Here is a 24,055-nt window from a genome sequence, read left to right on the forward strand (position 1 = left end):
GGCCGCTGCCAACCAGCCAGTCCGAGGGGTGGCATGAATGCCTCCGTGCTGGCCAGAAGTCTCGAGGCGCGACCCGTGTCGGCTGTCCCGGCGCGGCCCGTCTATCGAAAGGCAACTGTGTTCAAGAAGAGCCGTAGGGTGGCGACCGGCCTCGCCGCCGCCGCCCTTGTTCTGCTGTCCACGGCCGCACCGGCGCAGGCCGCCGTCCTCAGCGGCTTCACGCTTCGTCCCACTGGTTACGACCTGTGCCTGGCGGTCGCCGGCGCCAGTGTGGCCAATGGCGCCCACGTCATCGTCGCGACCTGTAATGGTGGCGCCGAGCAGCGCTGGGACTGGGACGGATCCGCTCAGCTCGTCAACGCCAAGAGCGGCAAATGCCTCTCGATCGAGGGCGGCAGCATCGCGGCGGGCGCCCACGCCGTCCAGGTGACCTGTGTCTACGGTGCGTTGGAGCAAGGCTGGTCCCAGGAGGGCTACCTGCGTAAGAACCACAAGAGCGGCCTGCGGCTGAGCCGCCTGGACGCCACCCCGGTGAACGGCGGCCACGTTGGGCAGTTGGGCCCCAACTCGGGCCAGTACTGGGGCGTCTACAGCTGATCCTCGACGACACGTACCACCATCGACCGGGCCCGGCGGGAAACCGCCGGGCCCGGTCCGTTCGGCTACGACAGTTCGTCGTTCGCTGCCTGCACTTCCGCTGCGCTGTACGGGAGTGCGGAGCTTCAGGAGCGCTTGGGCATGTCGCGCGTCCGAGTCGTCCAGCTCACCAGCCGACCCGATTTCCGGGAGCCTTTCGACCGGTTGGCGGGCGGGGCGGTCTGGCTGCTGCCCACGGTGATCATCGAGGCGCTGGCCAGCGGCCGTCCGGTGCTCGGCACCGCCCTCGACGGTATCCCGTACCTCCTCGGCGCGGACGCCCCGCGCGAGCCCGCCGGCACCGGCCCGGCCGCCGTCGCCACGGCCACCCCGGGGCGGGCCACGTCGCCCTGCCGGTCGGGGTGCAGGCCGGCGAGGCGGGCTGGGTGGTGGCCCCCGGAGCCGGCCGCCATGGCCGCCGCCCTGCCGGTGGCCCGCGCGGGCACGGCGCGGCTCGCCCCGGCCGCCCGGGCCCGCTACGAGCGCACCTTCACCCCGACGTGGTCACCCGCCAGTTGATCGACGTGTACGCGGGCGTCTCGGCTACCGCCCCGCCCCGCTAAGCCACCTCGCTCGCAGGGGCGGCGGTGTCCCGGACGGAGTTGAGGAGCGCGGAGCTTCAGGAGCGCCTGGGCGTGTCGCGCGTCCGGGTCGTTCAGCTCACCAGCCGACCCGATTTCCCGGAGCCCTTCGACCGGTTGGCTGGTGGGGCGGTCTGGCTGGTGGAGGACGTGGAAGCCTGGATCACCGAACATCAGCCGTGGAAGGCCCGGGGAGCGGACGAACCACCGCTGCCGGAGAGTTGAGCGACTAGGAGAGCGGGGCGGACCGGGACCGCCGGTGATCATGAAGTTAGCGGCAGAAAACGCCGGAGCGGATGGCGATAACTTCATGATCACCGGGGCGGGGCGGGCTAGCCTCTCGGCCAGTTCCTGCTCGTCCTCGCTGCGGTGTGGTTCACCGCCGGCCAGCCGAAGTAACGCGGGTCTGGCCCGTGTCGAGGAGAGACCGGCCGGTTGGGGTGAGGACGTGGAGGACGCTTTGTCTGCGGCGGGTGGTGGTGATGAGTCCGGCGGCCCGGAGCACGGTGGCGTGTTCGCTGGCGCTGCTGGCGCTGATGCGGGCGGTGGCGGCAAGTTCACCGGTGGTGCAACCGGGCTGCTGGGCGATGACGTGCAGGACGGTCGCGCGGGTACGGCCCAGCAGCGCGACCATCTGCCGAGGTGCCGCTTCCGACTCCGCTGGCGTCGGCGTGCCGGGAAAGCGCTGCCCGTTGTGGGGGATGGGAAAGCTCAGCCAGGGTTGGGGTTCGGCGTCGCAGTCGACGCTGGGCCTGCCGAAGCCGAACACCGAGGGAATCAGCAGCAGCCCGCGGCCGCTGAGATGCAACTCGCCGGTGAGCCCGGTATGGATCTCCAGGACGGGCGGGTTCCAGCGGATCTGGGGCGGACACAGATGGCGTAACAGGTGGTCGATCCCGTGGTCGACCAGGTCCCGGGCCCGGGCGGCCCGGTCGGCGGCGACCCAGGCGGTCACCTGGTCCCAGTATGGGGCGATCAGCGTGGCGTGTAGCTGGCCGAGGGCATCAGCGAGGAGTTGGAGGGCCTGCGGGTCGTCGTCGAGTCGGCGTGCCCAGCCCGGCACTGGCCGTTCCTCGGCGAAGCGCGTCATCTCCCGGCGGATCAGCGATCGGGGTGTGGACCGGACCTGCTCCAGGCACTCCTGCGCGCCGCCGAGCCGTGCCAGGGACAGGAAGTTCGGCGAGTAGCCACGAGCCGGCGCCAGATCGAGGACCAAGCGGGTTTCGGCCGGCAGACGTGGAACCACCGGCTCCGTCCAGGGGACATGCCGCATCAACGAGGGCTTCCACAAGCCACGGACCACCCGCATGGTCTCCACCAGCGGCGACGGCGACCCCATCAGCCGGGTGCGTCCCAGGTCCTCTGCCGTGAAGTGAATCCGGTAGACCACCCGTGACCCTTCCCATCCAGAACCAACAGCAACTCTCCTCAAACGCCCATTGATGGTGGCCTTTCGGCTCAGACCGAAGCAAGGTGACAGCCGATACCCGACGGTCTGATGGTGGTCTCAGCAACGACGACCGATTCTCGCTCCAGAGAAGGGAACCCGCCATGGTACGGAGACTCACCAGACTGCTGTCCACAGCCGGACTGGCCAGACACGAGAAGAGAGCTGTGAAACGCATGTCGCTCGTGCTCGTTGCAGTGTTGGGCCTGGTGATCGCCGTCCCCAGCGCGGCAAGCGCACACAGCACCGACGACTGGTTCTACGACACCAACTCCCCCGGCGGCTACGGGTACAGATACTCCGGGGACGCGCGCAGCACTGCTGGCGGCGTATATCAAGAGGTGGACGAGTGGACCACCTCCGTCGAATATTCCGCGATCCAGGCGTACGTGGAGGACACCGCCACCGACGGCTACTGCGCGACGATCGAGATCGCCTACACGCACGGCGGATGGCAGAGTGACCACTGGCACTTCCGCACCGTCCCTGTGCTGGACTGCTCCACCAACGGTGCCGGCACGGCCAAGGCGTACTTCTACAGCTCGTATCCGATCGGGAACCTGAACTCCCGAGCCTGCCACGCGAACTCGGCCGGAAAGATCATCCACTGCGAGAAGAACTGGCACACGGTGATGCCCTGAGACAAGGCTGAAGGGGTCTGCGCCCCGAAGCGGCGGGCGTGCGGGCGGTGAGTGCCCCTGACGGACCGATGACCCGGCCCCGTAGGGACGGGGCGCCGGGCACCGGACACGAGCGATGAGGCAGTGAAGTGCCCCGGCTCCCATCTTCGGAGCCGGGGCACGTTTCCTCTTTGAGCGATCAGTCGAAGCTTGGCAGCCGGATGTGACGAGACAGGTCCCGGCGGCTCAGCGGAGCGAGGCGCGGGCCGAGAAGGCGATGCTGGCCAGCAGGAAGCCGCCGTTGACGATCGTGAACGCCACGATCACCCAGAAGACGAGGGCCGGGGCGAACGCCAGCACCAGCCCGGCCACGAAGATCACCGCGCCGTAGTCGCGGACCAGCTTCGCCAGCCGGACCGGCAGCGAGGTCGAGGTGATCATGCTGGCCGCGTTCGGGCCGGCCTGCATCACCGAGGTCACCAGGTTGACCATCCAGGTGCCCGCGAAGACCGCGACCAGCCAGCTCGGCGTCTCCGGGCGCTGCGCCACGGCGGTGGCGGACAGGGCGGCCACCAGGGCGATCTGGGCGGCCACGTCGCAGAGCACGTCCACCCGGGCGCCGGCCGCGCTGCCCTGCCCCGTCACCCGGGCGAGCTGCCCGTCGGCGCAGTCCAGGGCGTACGCGACCTGCCAGCCGACCAGCGCGGCCAGGCCGACCACCCAGGCCGGTACGTCCCCGGCGGCGACCCGGCCGGCGAGGGCCACCACGGTCACCGAGGCGGCCAGGCCGAGCACCAGGTTGGCGATGGTCAGCGCCGTGGGGCGCAGCCCGAGCCGCTGGGCGACCAGCGCGAACACCGCGCCCAGCCACTGGCTGACCGACTCGCTGAACAGGCCGCCGCCCCGGTTGACCCGGTGGAAGTCGGCTACGGAGGGGCGGGACGGCTCAGCCAAGGTCGCGGAGTGCACCGGCGTAGTCTGCCAGCCGCTCCCGCGTCTCGGAAGGCGACATCGCCAGGTGCTCCAGGATGGTGTACCGGTCCGGCCGGGTCGCCGGGGCGAACTGCACCGCCTCGACGAACTGGTCGTCGTCGAGCGCCACGTCGGCCGGCAGCCGGGGCAGGCCGTGCCGGGCCAGGCAGGCCGACATCTCCCCGAAGCGCCGCCGGTCCCCGCGCAGCCAGGTGCAGAACAGCGCCCCGAGCCCTGCCAGCTCACCGTGCGAGGCAGTGCCGGGGAAGAGGGCGTCGACCGCGTGCATGATCTCGTGACAGCCGCCGCTGGCCGGCCGGCTGGTGCCGCAGACCGCCATCGCCAGCCCGCTGGAGATCAGCGCCTCGGCGAGCACGATGACGAACGCGTCGTCGGTCATGTCGCCGGGATGGGCGAGGACGGCCTCGGCACCCATCCGGGCCAGCGAGGCGGCCAGCCCGTCGACGGGCTCCCCCCGGACCTGACGGGCCAGCTCCCAGTCGGCCAGCGCGCTGATGTTGCTCACCACGTCGCCGATGCCCGCCCGGTTGTGCCGCTCCGGGCCGGCCTCCACGAAGTCCAGGTCGACGATGACCGCGATCGGAATGTGCACCCCGTAGGAGCCCTTGATCCCCTCGCTGACGAGGCTGGCCACCGGGGAGGCGATGCCGTCGTTGGCCAGGCTGGTCGCCACGGTCACCATCGGCAGCCCGCGCCGGGTGGACGCGTACTTGGCGACGTCTATCGTCTTGCCGCCGCCGATGCCGACCACGGCGTCGTACGAGCGGGCGCGGAGCTTGCCGCCCAGGTCGTCGGCGGCCTCCAGGGTGCCACCGGCCACGGTGAACACGTCCGCGGAGCGCAGCGACGGCCGGATCAGCTCGGCGATCTGCGCACCCTGGCCCGGGCCGACCACCACCGCCACGTCGCCGCCGGAGGAGATCCGGCCGTCGGCGAGGATCGCGGCGAGGTCGGCCACGGCCCCCCGCCGCACGTCGATGTGCAGCGGGGTGAGCACCGTCCGGGCTAGTAGCGGCACGCGATCTCCCACGCCCGGGCCAGGTCGTCGTGGTTGTCGACCTCGACCCAGGAGACGTCGCCGATCGGCGCCGCCCGCACCTCCCCGCCCCGGTCGGCGAACTCCTGGTAGCCGTCCTCGTAGTAGAGGTTCGGGTCCCGTCGCCAGGTCGTCTCCAGGGCGTCGGCGAGCGCGTCGGCCACCTGCGGCTCGATCAGCGTCGCGCCGATGTACTCCCCGTACGCCTCGCCCGGGTCCATCAGCTTGGTGATCCGGGTGAGCTGACCGGCGGCGTCGAAGGTGGTCTTCATCTCCTCCTCGGCCAGCGGCTTGATGGTGTCCACCGCGAGCAGGATGCCCGGGCCGCGCTCGGCCAGCAGGGTCTTCTCCACGCTCACCGGGTGCACGGTGTCGCCGTTGACCAGCAGGACCCCCCGGGCGAAGTGCTCCCGGGCCAGCCAGAGCGAGTACGCGTTGTTCCACTCCTCGGCCTTGTCGTTGTGCACGAGGGTGAGCCGCACGCCGTGGCGCTTCTCCAGCTCCGCCTGGCGGGAGACGACCGCGTCCGCGGCGTACCCGACGACGACCACCACCTCGGTCAGCCCGACCTCGGCGAGGTTGCGTAGCGCGATGTCCAGGATGGTGGTCTCACCGTCCACCGGCACCAGCGCCTTGGGCAGGGTGTCGGTGTACGGGCGCAGTCGGCGCCCCGCACCGGCCGCGAGCACCATCCCGATCATGCGACCGCCTCCCTCGTACGACTCCGGGTCACCGGTGGAGGATAGCGCCGGGACGGATCACGCCCGCCGTCAACCAGGGGTTCACCCCGGCAGCGCGGCCAGGTCCGCGAGCATGGCCAGCCGCTCCTCGGCGGTCAGCACCGCGTACGGGCCCGCCGCCCGCCGGTCCGTCTCCTGCTCGATGGCCAGCCGCTCCGGGCCGGCCGGCAGCTCGGTGATGCTGAGCGTGGTGTGCCCGGCCGCCGTCCACGCCGCCTCGTGCGCGTCGGCCCGGTGGTAGCGCAGCGTGCCCAGCCGGTTGAGCAGCAGCAGCCCCGGCGGGGCGCCGTCGGGCTCGTGCGGGGGCGCCATCACGGCGAACGCCTCGCCGGCCGAGCCCGGTTCCTCCTCGGCCGCGACCAGCGCGAACGCGAGCAGCCGGCCGAGCGCCTCGACCAGCCGGAGCACCCGGTCGTGGTGCCCGGCCCACAGTTCCTCGGTCACCTCGGCGTGCACCTGGTAGATCTCGGCGAGGAAGGTGTGCCCGCGTTCCGTGGCGGAGAAGCAGCCGTCGGTGCGGCGGTGCAGCATGCCGTAGGCGACCTGCTTGTCCAGCGCCCGCTGGCAGGACCCCGGGTCCCGGTACCGGGTCACTGCGGCGAAGCCTGCCGGGTCGACGGTCCCGCCCGGCGCGGCCAGCCGGGTGCGGAACTCGACCAGGGAGCTGGTGGCCGCCGGCCCGCCGTACCGCTGGCTCAGCTCCTCGCCGCCCCCGTCGTGGCCGGCGAGGATGCCGGCGACGAAGACCCGGTCGACCGCCGGGGCGACCAGCCCGGCGAACCGGTGCGGCGCGAGCTCGACCTCTTCGCTCACAGACCGATCGAGTGCAGGGCCGCGAAGGCGTCCTCGGCGATCCGCCGGATCAGCCCGTCGTTGACGTCGCGGTGCTCGTCCAGCAGGGCGACGTCCTGCTCGGCCAGCCAGCGGTACTCCGTGTGCTTGCCCACCTCCAGCCGGGGGCGGCCCAGGTCGCCGTCGACCCGGACCAGGAAGTCGCTCTCGATCCGGTCCAGCCCGTCGGCGCCGGTCCAGCGGTACTCGCCGACCGGGCCGAGGATGTGCGACACGGTCCAGCCGGTCTCCTCGGTGACCTCCCGGCGCAGCGCGTCCTCGATCTCCTCGCCCGGTTCCAGGTGGCCACCGACGATGTCCCAGGTGTCGGGGAACAGGACCCGCTGCGGGGACCGGCGCTGGATGAAGATGCGGCCGTCGTCGTCGACGATCAGGGCGCCGGCGCAGCGGAGAGGCTCGGTGGACACCCGTCGACAGTAGCGAGCCGAGGCCCCGTAGGGCGATGCCCGGTGACCAGGGACGCTGCTGGCGGGAACGCCCACGGCCCGGCCCCCGGGCGGGGACCGGGCCGTGGGCTCGGGGTCAGCGGCTCTGCCTGAGCGTCCGCTTGACCGGAATCCGCTTGGTCGGCAGCGGGGTCGGGCTGTCGGGGCCGGTGAAGACCGCCGCGGCCCGCCAGTCGATCGTGTCGACCTGGGGGCCGCTGCGCGTCGTCCAGCCGCCCGTCGGCGCCCCGCCGACCCAGTCGGCCGACGAGAGGTTGCCGGTGCTGCGGCTGACCAGGTAGATGCTGGATCCGGAGACGAACATCCCACCGGCGTCGGCGAAGCCGGTGGCGCCGGCCACGGTGAACCTGTCCGCGCCCACGGTGCCGCTGTCCGGGCTGAACCAGCGCCAGAACAGGCCGCTCTGGCCGGTCAGCGTGTAGTAGAGCCGGCCGTTGGTGTAGAACGCGCCGGTCACGTTCGGAAGCTCCGGGTAGAAGTTCACCGTGTTGCCGGCGTACGTCTGACCCTCCGGCCCGGAGTCGGTCACCACCTTGTCCCACAGCGGGTCGTGGTACGGGTCGACCAGCTTCGGGGTGCCGAAGGCGGCACCGTCGAAGGTGCGCCGCCACAGCGCGCCCTGCACCCCGTAGAAGAGGGTGCCGCCCACCCAGAAGGCACCCCGGACGGCCGACCACGCGGTGCCGTCGGGGCTGGCGACCGGCGCGGAGCTGCTCACCCCGAGGATGCCGTCGTACGCCCGGGTGCGCATCGTGTTCGTCGCGCCGGGCCCGGCGAAGTAGACGTTGCCCGGCAGGGTGGTGGTGGCGGTGGAGTGCGGGGCCGCGCCGCCGGTGAGCGGGAAGAACGCGATCCGCTCCCGGCGGTGCTGGAAGTTGCCGATCCACTCCTGGTCGGAGCCCAGCCACAGGCCCTGCGCGGTGACCAGCAGCTCGGCCACGCCGTAGCCGCGCGGGTGCCGGCCCGGGTTCCAGGCCAGCGGCAGGCCGCTGAGCGGGTCGAGCGCGGCGATGCTGGGCCGGGCGACGGCGCCCGGGTACGCCGAGTTGGTGGCGGAGGTGTTGTTCACCCAGCGGAAGTGGCCGCCGACGTAGACCGCCTGCTCAGTGATGCCGACGGAGAGGAACGTGTCGCCGCCGCTGTAGTTGACCCAGGTCGGCTGGACGGCCGTGCCGGTGGAGGAGGTGTCCCAGCGGGCGACCGCGTCGCAGAGCGTCCCGTTGTACGGGCTGCCGGTGGTGGCGACGACGAAGTACCGGCCGTCCGGCGAGAAGCTGACGTCCCGCACGTAGGAGTCGAACGCCTTCGCGTTGCAGCGCGGCTCGTAGCGGTTGGTGTTCCAACTTGAGACGGTCGCCGCGCTCGTGCCGAGGGTGAGCCGGACCACCTGGTCGTGCAGCGCCCCGTTGGCCTTCTTGAAGTTGCCGATCACCACGAGCTGGGTGCCGTCGGGCGAGACGGCCAGCTTCTCGGCCCCGACGCCCGCGCTAGCGCCGCTCACCCCGTCGTAGTTGTGGTGCTCGGTCAGCGTGGCGGTCAGGTACTCGTCCACGGCGCCGGTGGTGGCGTCGAGCGAGACGAGGCCGCCGCGCGGCTTGGTGGCGGCGGTGGTGAAGATGCCGCCCACCAGCAGCCGGTTGCCGACCTTGGCGATGTCGTTGACCAGGCCGTTGAACGCCAGGTTCGGGAAGCTCGCGACCAGACTGCCGTTGGACAGGTTGACCAGGGCGAGCTTGCGGCGGTTCGTCCCGTTGACGGTGTTGAACTTGCCGGCGAGGTAGACGGTGCCGGCGGTGGGGCCGGCGAGAATGTCCAGCACCTCGTTGTCGACCACCGGGGCGAACGCGGTGTCCACCTGGCCGGTGGCCTTGTCGAAGGCCAGCACGAAATTGCGCGGGATCTTCACGTCCGAGCCGCGGTTCTCCACCCCGGTGAACGAGCCGCCGACGACGACCTTGCTCCCGGCGTCGTGGATGGCGAAGACGGTGCCGTCCACGATGTCCGGTGTGAGGGTGGACGGCACCGCGCCCACCACGGTGGCGTGGCCTGGGGCGGCGGCGGGCGCCGGGCTGGCGACGAGGGCACCGGTGACGGTGAGTGCGGCGGCGGTTAGGACCGCGAGTGGTCGGCGACTGAGTGCCGGAATACGGGCCACGGGCAACTCCGGATGAACGGCGGAGAGAACGATGCGGGCGCCTCCACCCGACCGGCCCGGCCGGTCGGTGATCCTGGTGATCCCCGGCCGGGAGGCGACGACCGGGACACAAGTCTCTGCACCACGATGGCGCATGCGGCGCGCGGCGTCTACCCCGGGGTGCCCGTTCTGTCCGTCCATTCGGTCTATCCGCCCCCCGCCGGCCGGGCCGGTCGTACGCGGAGACGAGGTCACCGGGTACGTGGACCGTGCGCCGGAACCGGCGGGGGCGGCGCGGCGAACCACGGGTCGGCGGTCAGCTCCCGGAACGCGGCCAACCCCGCCGGGTCCTCGTCGAACGTGCTGTCGTACACGGGCTTCGTGGTCTGCTTCGCGGCGAAGTAGACCACCGCCTTGATCTGCGGGTGCTGCTTGACGTAGTCGCGGGCCTCGCTCAGCCAGGCGGCGCGCTGGCCGGGCCCGCCCGGGTACGTCACCCCGAACTCGCCGATCATCACCGGCCGGGGGTGCTGGGCGGCGAACGCCATGAAGGTGTCCATCTGCTCGGCGAAGCCGTCGAACTCCCTGCCCGGGTACACGTCGGTGCAGAGCCAGTCGACCTGGTCGTCGCCCGGGTAGTACGCGGCGGCGTTGCGCTTCTCGTCGACGAAACCCTGCACGTGCGGGCACCAGACGAAGCCGGCGTTGGTGGCCCCCACCTCGGTGAAGATGCCTCGGATCCGCTTCCAGGCGGCGACGTAGTCCTCCGGGGAGTGCACGCTCTGGGTCAGGTTGGGGCGGTCCATCTCCCACCGCCAGCGCAGCAGCAGCGGCACCCCGAACTGCTTGATCTTCTCGGCCCGCTGCCGGATCAGCTGGTCGTACACCCCGTCCCGGATGGACCGGGTGTCGGCGCCGGACCAGGAGATCATCTGGAGCTTCCCGGCCGCCTGGAACGCGTGCTCGGTGGGGCCGGGGAAGTCGTCCTCCCAGGCGTGGAACATGTGCGCCAGGACGACCTCGCCCCGGGTCTGGTCCGCGAACGCGGTCAGCGCCTCGACCCGGCCCTCCGGGGTCTGCCAATCCGGCTTCACCCAGGCACCCAGCCAGACACCCTTCTCGGGCAGCTCCGGGCCCCGACCGGTGGTGCGCAGGCCGTCCGCCGCGCCAGGGCTCGTGGCCTGCGCGGTGGCGGTCGGCGCGGCCGGTGGCGGCACGAAGTCCGGAGCCGCCTCGGAGCACGCCGACACGGCCAGCGCCGACCCGAGCAGGAGCACCACCGCCGTCTGGAACCGCTTCATCGTTGCCGCACCTTCCTCGTGCTGAGGCCACCGGCGCGCCGGTGGTGGACGTTTCGTGGACGGGCCCGTGGCAGGGACCTCAGCGCCGCCGGCCCCGGCGCAGCGCCCGCAGCGCGTCGAGCTGGAGCACCCGGCGCAGCCGCCACATCCCGGCGGCGTACCCGGCGGCGCCGAGCACGGCCAACACCGCCAGCGTGACCGGCCCGGCGTCGGCCACGGTGCGGGCCAGCAGCGCCGGCACGCCGAAGCAGGCCACCGCCAGCCCGGCGGCGGCGAGCGTGCCCCGGCCGAACGGGTGCAGCCGGTACGCGTGGTGCAACTGGAGCAGCGGCACCAGGTTGGTGATCAGGATGGACGCCGACCAGGCGACCGCCGCACCCATGATGCCGAAGCGCGGGATGAGCAGCACGTTGAGCACCACGTTGACCACCGTGCCGGCCAGCGCGTTGTAGAACGTCCAGGACGTCCGGCCGGCCATGTTGAGCACCGTGTCGACCATGCCGCAGCCGGTGGCCACCAGCATGGTCAGCGCCAGGAACACGGTCACCCGCCGGCCGGCGGCGTACCCGTCGCCGAACAGGTGCAGCATCGGCTCGGCGAAGATCGCGAAGAGCAGGTACGCCGGCCAGGCCAGCAGCACCAGCCACCCGGTGGCGGCCTGGTAGAGCCGGCCGGCGGCGGCCCGGTCGTCGCGGACCAGGTGCTCGGCCAGCCGGTGCTGCACGGCGGTGGACAGCGCCTGCCCGGAGAGCTGCCCGAGGGCCAGGAACCGGGTGGCCGCCGTGTAGAGCGCCGCCTCCGACAGCCCGCGCAGCGCGCCGAGCAGCACGATGTCGAGCCGCTGCACCGCCATCTGGGCCAGCCCGCTCAGCGCCCGGGGGCCGCTGTAGCGCCAGTACGGCCAGAACTCGTCGCGCAGCGACACCGGCGGGGCCTGCGCGCCCCGCTCGGCCCGCCGGACCAGCCGGGCCAGCCATACGGTGCCGAGCAGCGCGGCGGGCAGGTAGGGCAGCGCCCAGGCCAGCGGCAGGGCGGTGGTGGCGGAGAGCCCGAACAGGGCGGCCAGGCCCACCCCGAGCAGTTGCAGCCCGGTCCGGCCGAGCCGCTCGACCAGTAGCAGCGGGCGCATCTTGCCGAACCCCCGGCAGGCGGCCAACGCGAAGTCGCAGAGCGCGGCCACCGGCACGAAGACCAGCAGCACCCGCAGGGCCCGCACCGCCCCGGGCGCCGGCTCGTCGAAGGTCAGCGCCACGATCCGCGGGGCGGCCCACCAGCCGGCCAGCGCGATCAGCGTGCCGAACAGCACCACCGGCAGCAGCCCGACCAGCACCGACGCGCGGATGCGCTCCGGCTGGCCGAGGGTGCGGTAGCGGCTGAGGAAGTAGACCGAGCCGACGCCGGTGCCCAGCCGGGCCGCCGCGTACGCGATCATGAAGGCGCTGGTGGCGGCGAAGAAGAGGCCCGCGTCCGCCATGGACCAGGCCCGGGTGACGACGATGTTCAGGCCGAATCCGGCGACCGCCGCGACCGCCACCCCGAGCAGGTTCGCGACCCCGTGCCGGGCTGCCCCGCCCAGCTCGCCGGCCGGGGACCGGGCCGGCGTTACCGTCGCCACGACGGCACGCGTCCCCACCAGGTGCTCAACCGCTCGTCGTACGGGGCGAAGTGCTCCTCCAGCCGGGCCCGCAGCGTCGGGTCCATGGGCGAGCGGGATCGGGCGTTGTGCTTGCCGAACGAGATCTCCGCCCAGCGCGGCAGGCCGAGGAAGTCGCAGACCGCGTCGAACGCCGGCCGGGGGTCGGCGAAGAAGTCGTCCGCGTCGACCACGTGCAGCCGGTCCCGGCCGAAGATCGACTCCAGTCGTTCGAGCTGCTCGACGTAGCGACCCCGGGTCAGGTAGGCGTTGTGCTGGTAGTGGTGGCTGTGCGCGGTCGGGTCGGCGAGCAGTCGCTCCCGCTCCCCGGCGATCCGCTCCTCCTCCAGCTCCAGGGCCCGCTCGAAGCCCTCCGGCTCGAAGCCCCGGGCCGCCTCGTGCGAGTGCGCCGAGTACGCCCGCTCCACCGGGTCGCGCAGCAGCACCAGCAGCCGCACGTCCGGCAGGTCCCGCGCGATCCGCTCGCCGGCCAGCGGGTGGAACATGTAGTACGGGCTCGACTCGCCGGTCACCCCGCGCACCCCGGCCCGCTCCCGGACCGCCTCGGCCCGGCGCACCGTCGGGAAGTGCCCCAGGTACCAGTCCATCCCCCGGTCGTAGCCGGTGTCGAAGTAGTGCACGCCCTTGTGGTAGACCGCCGGCAGCACCGCCGGGTGCTGCGAGAGGGTCTTGAACAGCGACGTCGTGCCGCACCGCTGGGCGCCCACGATGAGGAAGTCGGGGGCGAGCCGCGACCCGGCGGTCCACCGGCCGTACGTCCGGCTCACCGACCGCACCGCGCGCCGCGCCTGTGCCTTGACCAGCGTCACTTCGCCACTCCTCCCGCACCAGGCCGACCGGCCAGGTGATCCTCCACCGCCGGCAACAGCCAGTCGGCCACGTGTCCCAGCCGGGCGCCCGCCTCGGCCTGCCGGTCGCGCAGGTACCGCGCCGCCAGCTCGACCAGGTAGAGCACCGCCACCAGGTCGGCCGCCCGGGCCGGCTGCCCGAACTCCGTCAGCGTCCCGGCCGCGTCGACGATGAGCCGCCCGGCCGCCGCGCGCGGCTCCACGCCGGCCCGGGTGATCGCCGTCTGCACCCGACGGTGCAGGGCGTCGAAGCCGACCGGCACGTCGTCGGCGAACCGCTCCCAGTCCCAGACCAGCACCCGGCCGTCGGCCAGGGCCGCGCTGTTGCCGCCGTTCCAGTCGCCGTGCCAGGCACCGAGGTCGAGCACCGGGTCGGCCCGCCGGACCTCGGCCAGCACGGCGCGCAGCCGGGCCGCCTCCGGCCGGTCGCCGAGCGCCGCCAGCTCGTCGGCGAGCCGCCGGGCGTGGGGGCTGTCGGCGTACGACCGGCGGTCGATGCCGGCGCAGCGGCTCACCGCGACCATGGCGGCCCGCTCGGCCTCGGCGGCCCGCGCGGGGGCGGCCCGGGGCAGCCCCACCGGCAGGGCGCTCTGCACCAGCAGGGCGTGCCCGCCCCAGGCGCCGTGGTGCAGCACCTCGGCCACTCCGATCCCGGGCAGGTCGAGCGTCGCCAGCCGGCCCAGCGCCGCCGCCTCGGCCGCTACCAGCGCCCGGGTGAGCGGGTCGACGCCGAGCTTGGCGTACCCGATCGGGGTGCCGGCGGCGTCGAGGAGCTGAACCACCGGCTTGCGGTTGGCCCGGGCCGGGCCGATGTGGATGCTCAGCAGCGCCGGGCGGCCCAGCACGGCGGCGAGGTGCGCGTCGAGCCCGTCGGCGGCGGCGTCGACCACCAGTCGGTCCCGGAACGCGAGCCGGCCCAGCCCGGTGCGGAACGCCGTCGCCAGCACGGCGCGGCGCAGCCGGGCCTTCGCCCCCTGCGCCTCGGTGGAGTGCCGGACCGCGCCCGCCGCCGCCCGCCGGGAGCCGGCCGGGACCAGCAGCCGGGGTCGCGCGGCCGACGGCACCACCGCGAACCCGGCCCGGCCGCCGCGCCGCAGCGCCGGCTGGGCCGGTTCCGGCCAGACCACGCCGGCCAGCTCGGGCAGGTACGCGCCGCGCGCGTCCGCGCCCGGGGGTGGGATGAGCATCAGCGGGACCACCGTTCCGGCCCCGCGCGCGGGGCCGTCGTCTCCGGTGCGGCGAACCGGGCCTCGCGGCGCAGTTCGCGCAGGTGCAGGTCGTTGCGGGCGAGCAGCGCCACGCTGATCAGCCCGTACGCCAGGGTGGTGTTCAGCGAGCCGTAGAGGAACTGGAAGAACAGCATCAGGATCAGCACCAGGCTGCCGGCGATGCCGATCGGGGTGTGGTCGTGCCGGAACCGCCACAGGCACCAGAGGAAGAACGCGCTGTAGCAGAACGCGCCCACCCACCCCTGGCCGACCAGCAGGTTCCACACCTGGCCGTTGCTGCCCAGCTCCCGGTTGCCGCACTGCTTGCAGTCGGCCGACTTGCCGATCGCGATGGACCGGTTGCTGCCGATCAGCGCCCGGTTGCCGCCGTAGCCGAGCACCGGCGAGTGGTTCGCCGCCTCCACCGCCCCGTTGGACAGGGTGGCCCGGATGTCGTCGCTGTGCCCGTTCGCCATCCGCTCGTTGAGCAGGGTGCCCAGCGGCGAGGCGAGCACCGCCACCCCGACCAGGCCGGTGGCCAGCGCCAGCCCGACCAGGACGACGATCCGGCCGCGCAGCGCCATCCGCACCGCGACGTACACCGCGCCGACCACCAGGCCGATCCACAGCCCCCGGTTGAGCGAGTAGACGATCGGGAAGATGGCGGCGGCCACCACCAGGTACCCGGTGAGCTTGCGCGGCCCCCGGCCGAGGACCACCCAGCCGACGATGAACCAGATCAGCAGGATGGCCATGTTCTCGCCCCAGGTGTTGGTGTACTCGAAGGGGGCGGCCGGGCGGGGCGAACTGGCTTCCCCGGCGAGCACCTCCTGCACCTGGGCGACCTCGACGTGCATCAGCCGGTTGACGAACGGTTCCTTGGCGATGGCGGCGGGGAGGATGTAGTTCAGTGGCGCGACGAACTTGAGCTGGGGAAACAGCGCGCCGACATACCCGCCGACGACGGTGATCACGGCCATGAAGCCGAACAGCTTCACCAGCCGCTTGCGTGGCAGCTCGCGCTCGCTGAGGTTGAGCACGTACAGCATCGTCACGGTCAGCGCGGTGTAGTTCATCACCCGGATGCCCCAGCCGATGTACCGGCCGAACCCGTTCGGGGTGAGCGTGTTGGGCGCGGTGATGTCGAGCATCAGCCCGGACAGCACCACCCAGGCCAGCAGGATCAGCCAGATCCCGAAGCCCGGCGGCACCTTCACGGTGCCGCGCCGGTAGAGCTGGAAGGCCATCGGGACGGCCAGGATGGCGAAGATGAACGAGGGTAGGCCGAGCGCCCACCACAGCGGGTACAGCACGAAGAGGGCGGTCACCGGCCAGGCGACGGGCAGCCGCAGCGACCAGCGGCGGGTCGCGCCGGGCGGCGGGCTCTGCGGCGGGTCGGCCGGATGGCGGCCCGCCGGTGCCGGCTCCGGCCCGGGAACGGACCGCAGCGGGGCGGCCGTGGTCATGTCACGCTGACCTTGGCGGTCTTCGGGGCGTAGATCACCCAGGCCGGACCGGGCTGCGGGCGGACCTGGTAGCCGGCCGCGTCGGTGACGTTGCAGACCAGCTTCTGGCCGGGCTTGCTCCACTGCGCCCTCGCGCTGGACGGCCCGGACACCACCACCGCGGCCCCGGACCCGTACACGTTCGCTCCCGGCAGTGAGCGGGGACTGGGCTTGCGGACGTCGATCGTGCGGTACTCCATCGTCAGCACGACCACCGCGGCGACGCTCACCGTGGCCTTGCCGACCCGGCCGCGCCACAACGAGCTGGCCGCGTCGTACGCCCAGGTCTGGGCGGGATGGCCGGGCGCGGTGACGGTCAGCTTGCCGGCGGGGGTCACGCCCTGGCTGGCCAGCGGGGCCCCCGGGGTGGCGTGGTCGAAGACCTGGGTCGGCGCGGCGCCGCCCTTCGGGGCCGCCTGCCTCAGCGCGGCGACGGACGCCTGGCCGGACGGGAACGCGGCCGAGCGTTGCGCCGGGGTCACCCCCGGCAGTTCCGCCGCCTCGAACTGGCGGAGGAACCCGGTGGGCCCGCCGGCGTAGCCGACGAACGGGTGCAGCACGCCGACCGTACGGATGTCCACCGGCCGGATCTCGGCGACCGGGCCCACCCGGGCGGCGTCGCGGGACTGGTAGACCGCGGTCAGGTGCAGGCTCTCCGACTCGGCGAACTCCTGGTAGACCAGGTCGGCCTCGGCCAGTCCGGCCGGGCTGGTGCCGGCGGTCACCCGCAGCGGCACCACCACGGCCTGCCGGGCGGCCGTCGCCGCCGCGACCGGCTTTCCGGACAGCGGCGCGGCCGGCAGGCTCGGGGTGGGGCTGGGCCGGGGCGCAGGGGAGCCCGGGTCCACCACGTTCGCCGCGCCGGGCGCCTGCTCCTCGGCGCAGCCGGCGCCGAGCGCGGCGACGAGCACGGCCGCGAGCGTCGTGCCCAGCGCCCGCCGGCGGTTCACTCCCGGTCCTCAAGCGGGTTGAAGGCCATGGTGTACCGGTCGGGGTCTGGGCCGTCGGCGTCCCGGGCGGAGCGGTAGACGGTGGACTTGCCGGCCGGCTTCTGCTGGGCTGCCGGCTTCGGCGACCCGGGCGGCGGGGGCGGCGGGGGCTGCACCGGCGGCGGCTTGGCCACCCCGGTCCGGGCGGGGGCCGGCTTGGCGGCGGTGTCCCGGGCGCCGGCGCCGGCGCGGGGCAGGATCATCGTGGTCTCGATGTTGGGCATGCCCGGCTGGGGCCGCCCGGCGGGCGTCGGCCGCGGGCGGGGCGACGGCGGGCCCAGCCGGCGGGCCGGCGGGGTGGGCGGGGCAGGCCGGACCGCCGGGCCCCGGTCGGCCAGCCGGGGGGCCAGCACCGCGCCGAGGACCGGCGCGTCGACCTGCTCGAACTGCCGCATCGCGGCGGTGATCTCGCTGCTGCGGGTCTGCCCGCCCTCGACCACCAGGATCACGCCGTCCACGTGCCGGGCCAGTGCCTGCGCCTCCACCGCAGCCGTCGGCTGGGCCGTCTCGATCAGCACGTGGTCGAAGCGGGCGGCCAACTCGGCGAGGATCTCCAGCATGGTGGCGACCGGCAGCTCCACCTCGGTGTCGAGGTTGCCCGGGAGCAGCACCCGGAGCTGGTTCAGGCCGGGGGCCGGGGTCAGCGCGGTGAGCGCCGAGACGTCGTGGCGCAGCACGTCGGCGAGGGTGTGCCGGGGCCGGACCCCGCCGAGCATCCCGCCCAGCGGGGAGTCCGGCTTGGTGGTGACCACCGCGACCTGGGCCCCGGTGCGGGCGTACGCCGCGGCGAGGTTGCCGACGACGAAGCCGGCGGCCGGGCCGGGGGAGGTGTCGGTGAGCAGCAGCAGACGGCCCCGCCCGGGCTGCGGCTCGGGCATGGTGGACAGCAGCACGTTGCGCAGCCGGCCGAGTTCCCGGGAGACCTCGTGCGCCGCCGGCAGGACGGTCAGCCCGGTCGACCGGGCGGGCAGCTCCAGCAGCATCGGCAGGCCGAGCCGGTCGGCCACGTCCCGGCCGCGCCGGACCCGGGTGTCCAGCCGGTCCAGCACCAGGGCGACCACGATGCCGAAGAGCAGCCCGGCGCCGAGACCGCTGGCCAGGTTGAGGGTGGTGTTCGGGGAGCTGGGCTTCCGGGGCAGCGCCGCGTCGGAGATGATCTCGCCGGGGTCGAGCGCGGTGCTCAGCAGCGGGCTCAGCCGGCTGTTGAGGCTGGCGAGCTGGTTGGTCAGCACGTTCCGGTCGGCCTCGGCGCGGGCCCGCTCGACCGAGTTGGACGGGGTCCCGGCGATCTTTCCGGCGACTGCGGCGAGCTGCTTGTTGGTCTCGGCGATCTGCTGCTTGAGCGCGGTCGTCTCGTTCTCCAGCGACCGGGTGGCGGTGGCCAGCCGCAGGTCCAGGTACGCCTGGGCGAAGGAGTGCGAACCGGCCTGCGCCGCCGCGGGGCTCTGCGCCTCGTACACGATCTGGAGCACCTGGCTGTTCGGCGGCACGGTGACCGACAGCGAGCGGACCAGGTCCTCCGGCGGGATGGTCGTCTTCAGCAGGGCCCGGGCCCGCTCGGCCACCACCAGGGAGCGGACCACCTGGGCCTCGGTGTCCAGGTTGACCTTGGTGCCCTGGTTGGCGTCCGGGCCGACCTGGCGGACCAGCAGCGACGTGGTCGACACGTACGTGCGGGTCTGCACCTGGCTGACCAGCATGCCGGCGCCCGCGCCCAGCAGCGCGGCCACCACGAGGATCCACCACCGGCGGCGCAGCCACTCAAGGTAGGTCATCAGCGTGGGGCCGTCTGAGTCGCGCAGATCGGTGTGGTGAGGCGAGGGCATCGGGCTGTGTCGCTTCCTTTGGACCGGGACCGGCCAGTCGGCCGTGGCGGGCGGCACCACGGCGGAACCCTGAGTCTCCCTGATCCGGGCGACGAGGGGAAGCCGACGAAGGTGCGCTTCTCACCCGGCGGGGCGCGGGGGCAGGATGGGTGGGTGCGGTTTTGCTACCACATCCAGAGCCACCGGTCGCCCGAGCAGATGAACCGGCTGGTCCACGCCGTGAAGCGGTACAGCCCAGACAGCGTGGTGCACATCAGCCACGACGTCAACGGCCCCCCGCTGGACCTCGCCGAGCTGCGCTCGCTGCCCGACGTCGTCGTGCAGACGCACGAGGGCGGCTACGGTGACTTCAGTCATGTCGACCGCTACATGGCCGCCGTGGACTGGCTGAACGACGAGGGGGTGCGGGTCGACTGGCTGGCGAACATCACCGGCCAGGACTACCCCCTGCGGCCGCTCGGCGAGTGCGAGGCGGAGCTGGTCGGCTCGGGCGCGGACGGGTTCATGGAGTACTGGGACGCGTTCGGCCCGGACAGCCACTGGCCGAGCCGCCGGGTCCGGTCCCGCTACCACTTCCAGCACCGCCGGCTGCTCCCGCTCACCCCCCGGGGCAAGAAGCTGCTCCGCCCGCTCCAGGCGGTCAACCGGGTGCAGCCGCTGGTCCGGGTGCACGTGTCGTACGGGCTGGCGGTGGGCCGCCGGGCCCGTACCCCGTTCGGGCCCGACCTGCGCCTGCACGGCGGGTCGGCGTTCACCTCGCTGAGCTGGCCGGTGGTGGCGTACCTGCGGGAGTACTTCGACCGGCGGCCGGACGTGGTGTCGTACTTCCGACGCTGCCTTTCCCCGGTGGAGGCCGTCTTCCAGACCATCGTGTGCAGCTCCGGGCGGTTCGACCTGGTGCCGGACTGCAAGCGGTACTTCGACTTCCGGGGCAGCACCTTCAACCACCCGAAGTCGCTGACCGCCGAGGACCTGCCCAGGGCGCTGGCCAGCGGGGCGCACTTCGCCCGCAAGTTCGACTACGAGCGCGCCCCGGAGCTGCTGGACACCCTGGACGCCCACCTGGCCGCCGCCGCCCGCTCCTGAGCGGCGCGGCGGACCGGTCAGCGGTAGCCGTAGCGGCGGCGCAGCGGCCAGGTCAGCGCGCCGACCAGCCGGCGGTGACCCGGGGCGTACTCCCGGCGCCACCTCTCGTCCAGCGCCAGGGTGATCGAGCCGCTGCGCATCCGGATCCGGCCGCCGGCGACCGCGTGCGATCCGGCCTGCTCGAACTCGTTGTCCCGCAGGAACTCCAGCGGGTCCACGACGCCGGTCACGTCGGCGGTGAGCGCGGCGATCCGGCCCAGCTCGGCGCGCGGGTCGCGGACCAGGTCCTCGTACCGGACCGTGACCCGGGGGACGCCGCGGCGGGCCAGCGCGGCCACCATCGCGTTGACGGTGACCCAGCGCCGGGCGGTCAGCCGGGCCGAGCGCTGGTTCATCCGACCCTTGGTGGAGGTGCCCTCGGGCAGCTCGACGACCTGGCTCCAGGAGTACGCCACCCCGCGCGGGTCGCGCAGCACGTGCACCAGCCGCAGGTCGATCTGCGGGGCCCGGGCCAGGATGTACGCCAGCGAGGGGCGCTTGGTCGAGTCCACCACCACCTTCGCCCTGGACACCTCGGCCACCGCCCGGTAGAGCTTCGTGAGCAACTCCGTGTAGCGGTCGAGGTCGCGCCGGAACGCCGGGGACATCCGGGGGCCCACGATCAGCGGCAGCCGGCCGGTCGCGTCGACCCGGCGTTGCAGCGCCAGCACCTCGGCTACGTCGACCCGGGACCACCCGCCGTACGCCCGCTGGCCGACCTCGCCCCAGAACGGGCAGGCGTCGAAGTGCTCCCCGCAGGCGCAGCGGAAGTTCCGCTCGACGCCGGACTGCCACAGGTAGAACAGCTCGCCGACGTCGCAGTGCCCGACGAACTGGCCGAGCATCAGGTCGAGCAGGGTCGAGCCGCTGCGCGGCATCCCGCAGACGTAGAGGACGGTGACCGGGTCGGGGACCGCCCGGGTGCCGCTGCCCTGCGCCGCCTCGGCCGTGTCGGTCATCCGCGATCCTCTCGCCCCGGTGGCTGTCAGCGGCAGTCTAGGCACGGGACGGCGGAGTGAGGCATTGGCGGAAGGGCCGCAGCCAACCATCCGACAGGTCCGATGGTGGTGGAAGCCACTTATGTTCTCTGTGGGGTGGCCGATACATTGTGGCGGCGCCGCGCCGTCCGGTCGACCGCCCTCGTCGGGCGCGTCCCGGGGCGCGGCCGGGCCGTGGGAGGCGGGTGGCGTGGAGTCTGGTGAAGTCATGCTCGTCGGATCCAGCGGCGGGCACCTCGCGCAGTTGGTGGCGCTGCAACCGTGGTACCGCGACCGGTCCCGTTCCTGGGTCACGTTCGACACCCCGGACGCCCGGTCGCTGCTCGACGGCGAGGACGTGGTCTGGGCGCACCACCCGACCACCCGCAACGTGCGGAACCTGGCCCGCAACATGTGGCTCGCCGTCCGGGTGTTCCGCGGTCGGGACGTCGCGGCGGTGGTCACCACCGGAGCCGGCGTCGCCGTGCCGTTCGTGGTGGTGGCCCGGCTGCGCCGCATCCCCACCGTCTACATCGAGGTGTACGACCGGATCGACACCCCGACGCTGTCGGCCCGGCTGTGCCGGCCGTTCCTCTCCGCGATGCTCGTGCAGTGGGAGGAACAGCGCCGGCTCTACCCGAAGGCGACCGTGGTGGGAAACCTGCTGTGAGCCTGCCGGTCCCCCGCCAGCGCACCAACTCACCATTCCGGCGTACCGTGCTGGCCATGGTCGGCACCGACGTGCACCGGTTCGACCGGCTGGTCGAGTGGCTGGAGCGCTGGCACGCCGGCCGCGACGGCCTCGCCCCCGAGGTCCGTCTCGTCGTCCAGCACGGGCGCAGCCGCGCGCCCCGGCTGCCCGACGCGGCCCCGTTCCTGGCCCACGACGAGCTCCAGCGGGCGATGACCGAGGCCGACCTGGTGGTCTGCCACGGCGGGCCGGCCACCATCACCGAGGCGCGCCGGCACGGGCACCTGCCGATCGTGGTGCCCCGGGACCCGACCCGGGACGAGCACGTCGACGACCACCAGCAGCTCTTCGCCCGCCGGCTCGGCGCGGCCGGGATGGTCCGGCTGGTCGAGTCCGAGGCCGACCTGGTCGCGGCCCTGGACCGGGGGGTGGCCGACCCGCGGGTGTACGCGCTGTCGGCCGACCCGGGCCGGCCCGACTCCCGGGTCGCCGCCGCCACGGCGGTGGGCCGGATCGTCGAGGACCTGGTCCGGACCAGCCGGGAGCCGGGTCGGCGCAGGTGGTGGCGGTGAGCGCCCGGGTGCTGTTCGTCGGCGGCCTCGGCCGCAGCGGCTCCACGCTGCTGGAGCTGATCCTCGCCCAGCACCCCGACGTCTGCGCCGTCGGCGAGGTCGTCCACCTGTGGGAGCGGGCCCTCGGCGGCGACGAGCGGTGCGGCTGCGGGGAGCGGTTCACCGCCTGCGACTTCTGGCAGCGGGTCGGCGAGCACGCGTTCGGCGGCTGGTCGGCCGTCGACCGTGCCGACGTGCTCGCGCTCAAGGCCACCGTCGACCGGACCCGGCACATCCCCCGGCTGGCCAGGGGCGACCTGCCCGCCGCCGAGCTGGCGCAGGTGCGCCGCTACGCCGACCTCTACACCCGGATCTACGCCGCCGCGATGGCGGTGACCGGGGCACAGCTCGTGGTGGACTCCAGCAAGCACGCCTCGACGGCGTTCGCGCTGCGCTGGGCCGACGACCTCGACCTGCGGGTGCTGCACCTGGTCCGGGACAGCCGGGCGGTGGCGTACTCGTGGGCGAAGCAGGTGCGCCGGCCCGAGGTGGTGGACGCCGAGGCGTACATGCCGACCTTCTCGCCGTTCACGGTGAGCAAGCTGTGGACGGCGCAGAACGCCGCGTTCCACCTGCTCGCCACGCGGGCGCCGGTGGTCCGGCTGCGCTACGAGGACTTCACCGCCGACCCGCGCGGCACCGTCGCCCGGGTCCGCCGCTTCGCCGGCCTGGCGGACACCCCGGAGGCGCTGCGGGTGCTCGACCCGTCGCCCACGCCGCTGGTCAGGGCGCACAGCATCGCCGGCAACCCGCTGCGGTTCAACGCGGGGCCGCTGCGGGTCCGGCAGGACGACGCCTGGCGCACGGCCCTGCCCTCGCGCAGCCGGGCGGTGGTGAGCGCCGCGACGCTGCCGCTGCGGCTGCGGTACGGATACGTCGGCCTCGGCCGCCCGGGCCCCACGGAGGCACCATGACCCAGTCGCTGAACGAGCACCCGTCGGTGACCGCGGTGGTCCCCACCCGGGACCGCCCCGAACTGCTGCGCAAGGCCCTCGACGCGATTCTCGGCCAGGACCACCCGGGCCCGGTCGAGGTGGTGGTCGTCTACGACCAGTCCGAGCCGGACCGCTCGCTGGCCGACGATCCCCGGGTGACGGTGCTGGTAAACGAGCGCACCCCGGGCCTGGCTGGTGCCCGCAACACCGGCATCCTGGCCGCCACCGGCGACCTGGTGGCGTTCTGCGACGACGACGACGAGTGGCTGCCCGGCAAGCTCGCCGCCCAGGTGGCCGCCCTGCGCGCCGCCCCCGACGGGGCGTTCGTGAGCTGCGGCATCCGGGTCGACTACGACGGCCGCCCCCCGGTCGACCGGGTGCTCCCGGTGGACCGGGTGCCGCTGGCGGCCCTGCTGCGGGACCGGCACACCGAGCTGCACCCGTCGACGTTCCTGATCCGCCGGGGCGCGCTGCTCGACGGGATCGGGCTGGTCGACGAGGAGATCCCGGGCAGCTACGCGGAGGACTACGAGTTCCTGCTCCGGGCCGCCCGGCACGCCCCGCTGGTGAACGTCGTCGAGCCGTACGTGACGGTGCGCTGGCACAAGCGGTCGTACTTCGCCCAGCGCTGGGAGACCATCGCCACGGCGCTGCAGTGGCTGCTCGGCCGGTACCCGGAGTTCGCCACCGTGCCGGCCGGCGAGGCCCGGGTCAGCGGGCAGATCGCCTTCGCCCAGGCGGCGCTGGGCAACCGGGGCGAGGCGGTCCGCTGGGCCCGACGCACGCTGTCCCGCAACCCCCGGGAGCCGCGCGCGTACCTGGCCCTCGCCGTGGCCAGCCGGGCCGTCGACCCCGACCGCGTCCTGCGTACGCTGCACAAACGCGGCCGGGGGATCTGAG

At 73.4% G+C, this 24,055-nt stretch carries 23 protein-coding genes and 1 pseudogene; 9 read left to right on the top strand and 15 right to left on the bottom strand.

Translation table 11 applies throughout. The annotated features are described in order from the left end of the window. Window positions 1–33 precede the first annotated feature (33 nt). The 3 genes and pseudogenes from C5N14_RS12370 to C5N14_RS12380 all read left to right on the top strand — a co-directional run bounded on the left by C5N14_RS12370 (window position 34) and on the right by C5N14_RS12380 (window position 1,442). The gene (locus tag C5N14_RS12370; RefSeq protein WP_117668226.1) at window positions 34–597 is read left to right on the top strand and encodes an RICIN domain-containing protein; all 564 of its coding nucleotides are present in this window, start codon (window positions 34–36) and stop codon (window positions 595–597) included. Between the two features lie 225 nt (window positions 598–822). Further along, window positions 823–1,199, top strand: a pseudogene (locus C5N14_RS12375) (glycosyl transferase family 1); the annotation flags it as partial. 72 nt (window positions 1,200–1,271) lie between these two features. Then, window positions 1,272–1,442, top strand: a complete 171-nt coding sequence (locus C5N14_RS12380) for a DNA-binding protein (RefSeq protein WP_371685836.1) — start codon at window positions 1,272–1,274, stop codon at window positions 1,440–1,442. A 151-nt stretch (window positions 1,443–1,593) separates the two neighbouring features. Here C5N14_RS12380 and C5N14_RS12385 read toward each other — a convergent pair whose 3' ends face one another. Then, window positions 1,594–2,607: a helix-turn-helix transcriptional regulator gene (locus C5N14_RS12385; protein WP_117668227.1), complete on the bottom strand. Its 1,014-nt coding sequence runs from the start codon at window positions 2,605–2,607 to the stop codon at window positions 1,594–1,596. 224 nt (window positions 2,608–2,831) lie between these two features. On the opposite strand from C5N14_RS12385, the gene C5N14_RS12390 reads away from it, so the two are divergent. Then, window positions 2,832–3,305: a hypothetical protein gene (locus C5N14_RS12390; protein WP_128763562.1), complete on the top strand. Its 474-nt coding sequence runs from the start codon at window positions 2,832–2,834 to the stop codon at window positions 3,303–3,305. Between the two features lie 225 nt (window positions 3,306–3,530). On the opposite strand, the gene C5N14_RS12395 is transcribed toward C5N14_RS12390, so the two are convergent. The 13 genes from C5N14_RS12395 to C5N14_RS12455 all read right to left on the bottom strand — a co-directional run bounded on the left by C5N14_RS12395 (window position 3,531) and on the right by C5N14_RS12455 (window position 18,765). Continuing rightward, on the bottom strand, window positions 3,531–4,253 hold the full coding sequence (locus tag C5N14_RS12395; RefSeq protein WP_117668229.1) for a CDP-alcohol phosphatidyltransferase family protein: 723 nt from the start codon (window positions 4,251–4,253) through the stop codon (window positions 3,531–3,533). Then, window positions 4,231–5,295 (bottom strand): iron-containing alcohol dehydrogenase family protein, encoded by a 1,065-nt coding sequence (locus C5N14_RS12400; protein WP_117668230.1) that lies wholly within the window; start codon window positions 5,293–5,295, stop codon window positions 4,231–4,233. The genes C5N14_RS12395 and C5N14_RS12400 overlap by 23 nt, the downstream gene beginning before the upstream one ends. Continuing rightward, entirely contained in the window at window positions 5,283–6,014 is a 732-nt protein-coding gene (locus C5N14_RS12405; RefSeq protein WP_117668231.1) for a sugar phosphate nucleotidyltransferase, read from the bottom strand. Before C5N14_RS12405 ends, C5N14_RS12400 begins: the two co-directional genes overlap by 13 nt. 81 nt (window positions 6,015–6,095) lie before the next feature. Beyond that, window positions 6,096–6,866 carry a hypothetical protein gene (locus C5N14_RS12410; protein WP_117668232.1) on the bottom strand — a complete coding sequence of 257 codons (771 nt, stop codon included), beginning with the start codon at window positions 6,864–6,866 and terminating at the stop codon, window positions 6,096–6,098. Then, entirely contained in the window at window positions 6,863–7,312 is a 450-nt protein-coding gene (locus tag C5N14_RS12415; protein WP_207892706.1) for an NUDIX hydrolase, read from the bottom strand. Before C5N14_RS12415 ends, C5N14_RS12410 begins: the two co-directional genes overlap by 4 nt. A 115-nt stretch (window positions 7,313–7,427) precedes the next feature. Continuing rightward, window positions 7,428–9,506 (bottom strand): hypothetical protein, encoded by a 2,079-nt coding sequence (locus C5N14_RS12420; RefSeq protein WP_243639484.1) that lies wholly within the window; start codon window positions 9,504–9,506, stop codon window positions 7,428–7,430. A gap of 230 nt (window positions 9,507–9,736) precedes the next feature. Beyond that, a complete protein-coding gene (locus C5N14_RS12425) occupies window positions 9,737–10,786 on the bottom strand; it encodes a glycoside hydrolase family 26 protein (protein ID WP_117668234.1) in 1,050 nt (349 codons plus the stop codon). Between the two features lie 79 nt (window positions 10,787–10,865). Then, on the bottom strand, window positions 10,866–12,401 hold the full coding sequence (locus tag C5N14_RS12430) for a lipopolysaccharide biosynthesis protein (protein ID WP_243639486.1): 1,536 nt from the start codon (window positions 12,399–12,401) through the stop codon (window positions 10,866–10,868). Then, window positions 12,389–13,249 (bottom strand): sulfotransferase, encoded by an 861-nt coding sequence (locus tag C5N14_RS12435; protein ID WP_117668235.1) that lies wholly within the window; start codon window positions 13,247–13,249, stop codon window positions 12,389–12,391. The genes C5N14_RS12430 and C5N14_RS12435 overlap by 13 nt, the downstream gene beginning before the upstream one ends. Then, window positions 13,246–14,475, bottom strand: coding sequence for a hypothetical protein (locus C5N14_RS12440; protein WP_243639487.1), 1,230 nt, complete (start codon window positions 14,473–14,475; stop codon window positions 13,246–13,248). The genes C5N14_RS12435 and C5N14_RS12440 overlap by 4 nt, the downstream gene beginning before the upstream one ends. Next, entirely contained in the window at window positions 14,475–15,962 is a 1,488-nt protein-coding gene (locus C5N14_RS12445) for an O-antigen ligase (RefSeq protein ID WP_117668236.1), read from the bottom strand. Before C5N14_RS12445 ends, C5N14_RS12440 begins: the two co-directional genes overlap by 1 nt. Beyond that, window positions 15,959–16,951: a DUF3048 domain-containing protein gene (locus C5N14_RS33040; protein WP_117668237.1), complete on the bottom strand. Its 993-nt coding sequence runs from the start codon at window positions 16,949–16,951 to the stop codon at window positions 15,959–15,961. Before C5N14_RS33040 ends, C5N14_RS12445 begins: the two co-directional genes overlap by 4 nt. Next, on the bottom strand, window positions 16,948–18,765 hold the full coding sequence (locus tag C5N14_RS12455) for a lipopolysaccharide biosynthesis protein (protein ID WP_243639489.1): 1,818 nt from the start codon (window positions 18,763–18,765) through the stop codon (window positions 16,948–16,950). The genes C5N14_RS33040 and C5N14_RS12455 overlap by 4 nt, the downstream gene beginning before the upstream one ends. Window positions 18,766–18,969: 204 nt before the next feature. Here C5N14_RS12455 and C5N14_RS12460 point away from each other — a divergent pair, with 204 nt between their 5' ends. After that, window positions 18,970–19,902 carry an N-acetylglucosaminyltransferase gene (locus C5N14_RS12460; protein WP_117668239.1) on the top strand — a complete coding sequence of 311 codons (933 nt, stop codon included), beginning with the start codon at window positions 18,970–18,972 and terminating at the stop codon, window positions 19,900–19,902. 17 nt (window positions 19,903–19,919) lie between these two features. Here the strand turns inward: C5N14_RS12460 and C5N14_RS12465 are convergent, their stop codons facing one another. After that, entirely contained in the window at window positions 19,920–20,900 is a 981-nt protein-coding gene (locus tag C5N14_RS12465; protein ID WP_165878087.1) for a sulfotransferase, read from the bottom strand. 247 nt (window positions 20,901–21,147) lie between these two features. On the opposite strand from C5N14_RS12465, the gene C5N14_RS12470 reads away from it, so the two are divergent. Genes C5N14_RS12470 through C5N14_RS12485 form a run of 4 tightly spaced genes read left to right on the top strand, consistent with a single transcriptional unit; the run spans window position 21,148 to window position 24,054 of the window. Continuing rightward, window positions 21,148–21,588 carry a UDP-N-acetylglucosamine--LPS N-acetylglucosamine transferase gene (locus C5N14_RS12470; protein ID WP_117668241.1) on the top strand — a complete coding sequence of 147 codons (441 nt, stop codon included), beginning with the start codon at window positions 21,148–21,150 and terminating at the stop codon, window positions 21,586–21,588. Between the two features lie 56 nt (window positions 21,589–21,644). Beyond that, the gene (locus tag C5N14_RS12475) at window positions 21,645–22,181 is read left to right on the top strand and encodes a glycosyltransferase (protein ID WP_117668301.1); all 537 of its coding nucleotides are present in this window, start codon (window positions 21,645–21,647) and stop codon (window positions 22,179–22,181) included. Continuing rightward, window positions 22,169–23,134, top strand: a complete 966-nt coding sequence (locus C5N14_RS12480; RefSeq protein WP_117668242.1) for a sulfotransferase — start codon at window positions 22,169–22,171, stop codon at window positions 23,132–23,134. Before C5N14_RS12475 ends, C5N14_RS12480 begins: the two co-directional genes overlap by 13 nt. Beyond that, window positions 23,131–24,054 carry a glycosyltransferase family 2 protein gene (locus tag C5N14_RS12485; RefSeq protein WP_117668243.1) on the top strand — a complete coding sequence of 308 codons (924 nt, stop codon included), beginning with the start codon at window positions 23,131–23,133 and terminating at the stop codon, window positions 24,052–24,054. The genes C5N14_RS12480 and C5N14_RS12485 overlap by 4 nt, the downstream gene beginning before the upstream one ends. Window position 24,055 lies beyond the last annotated feature (1 nt).

This window comes from Micromonospora sp. MW-13 (genome assembly GCF_003434305.1).
In the GTDB taxonomy this organism is placed as follows: Bacteria; Actinomycetota; Actinomycetes; order Mycobacteriales; family Micromonosporaceae; genus Micromonospora.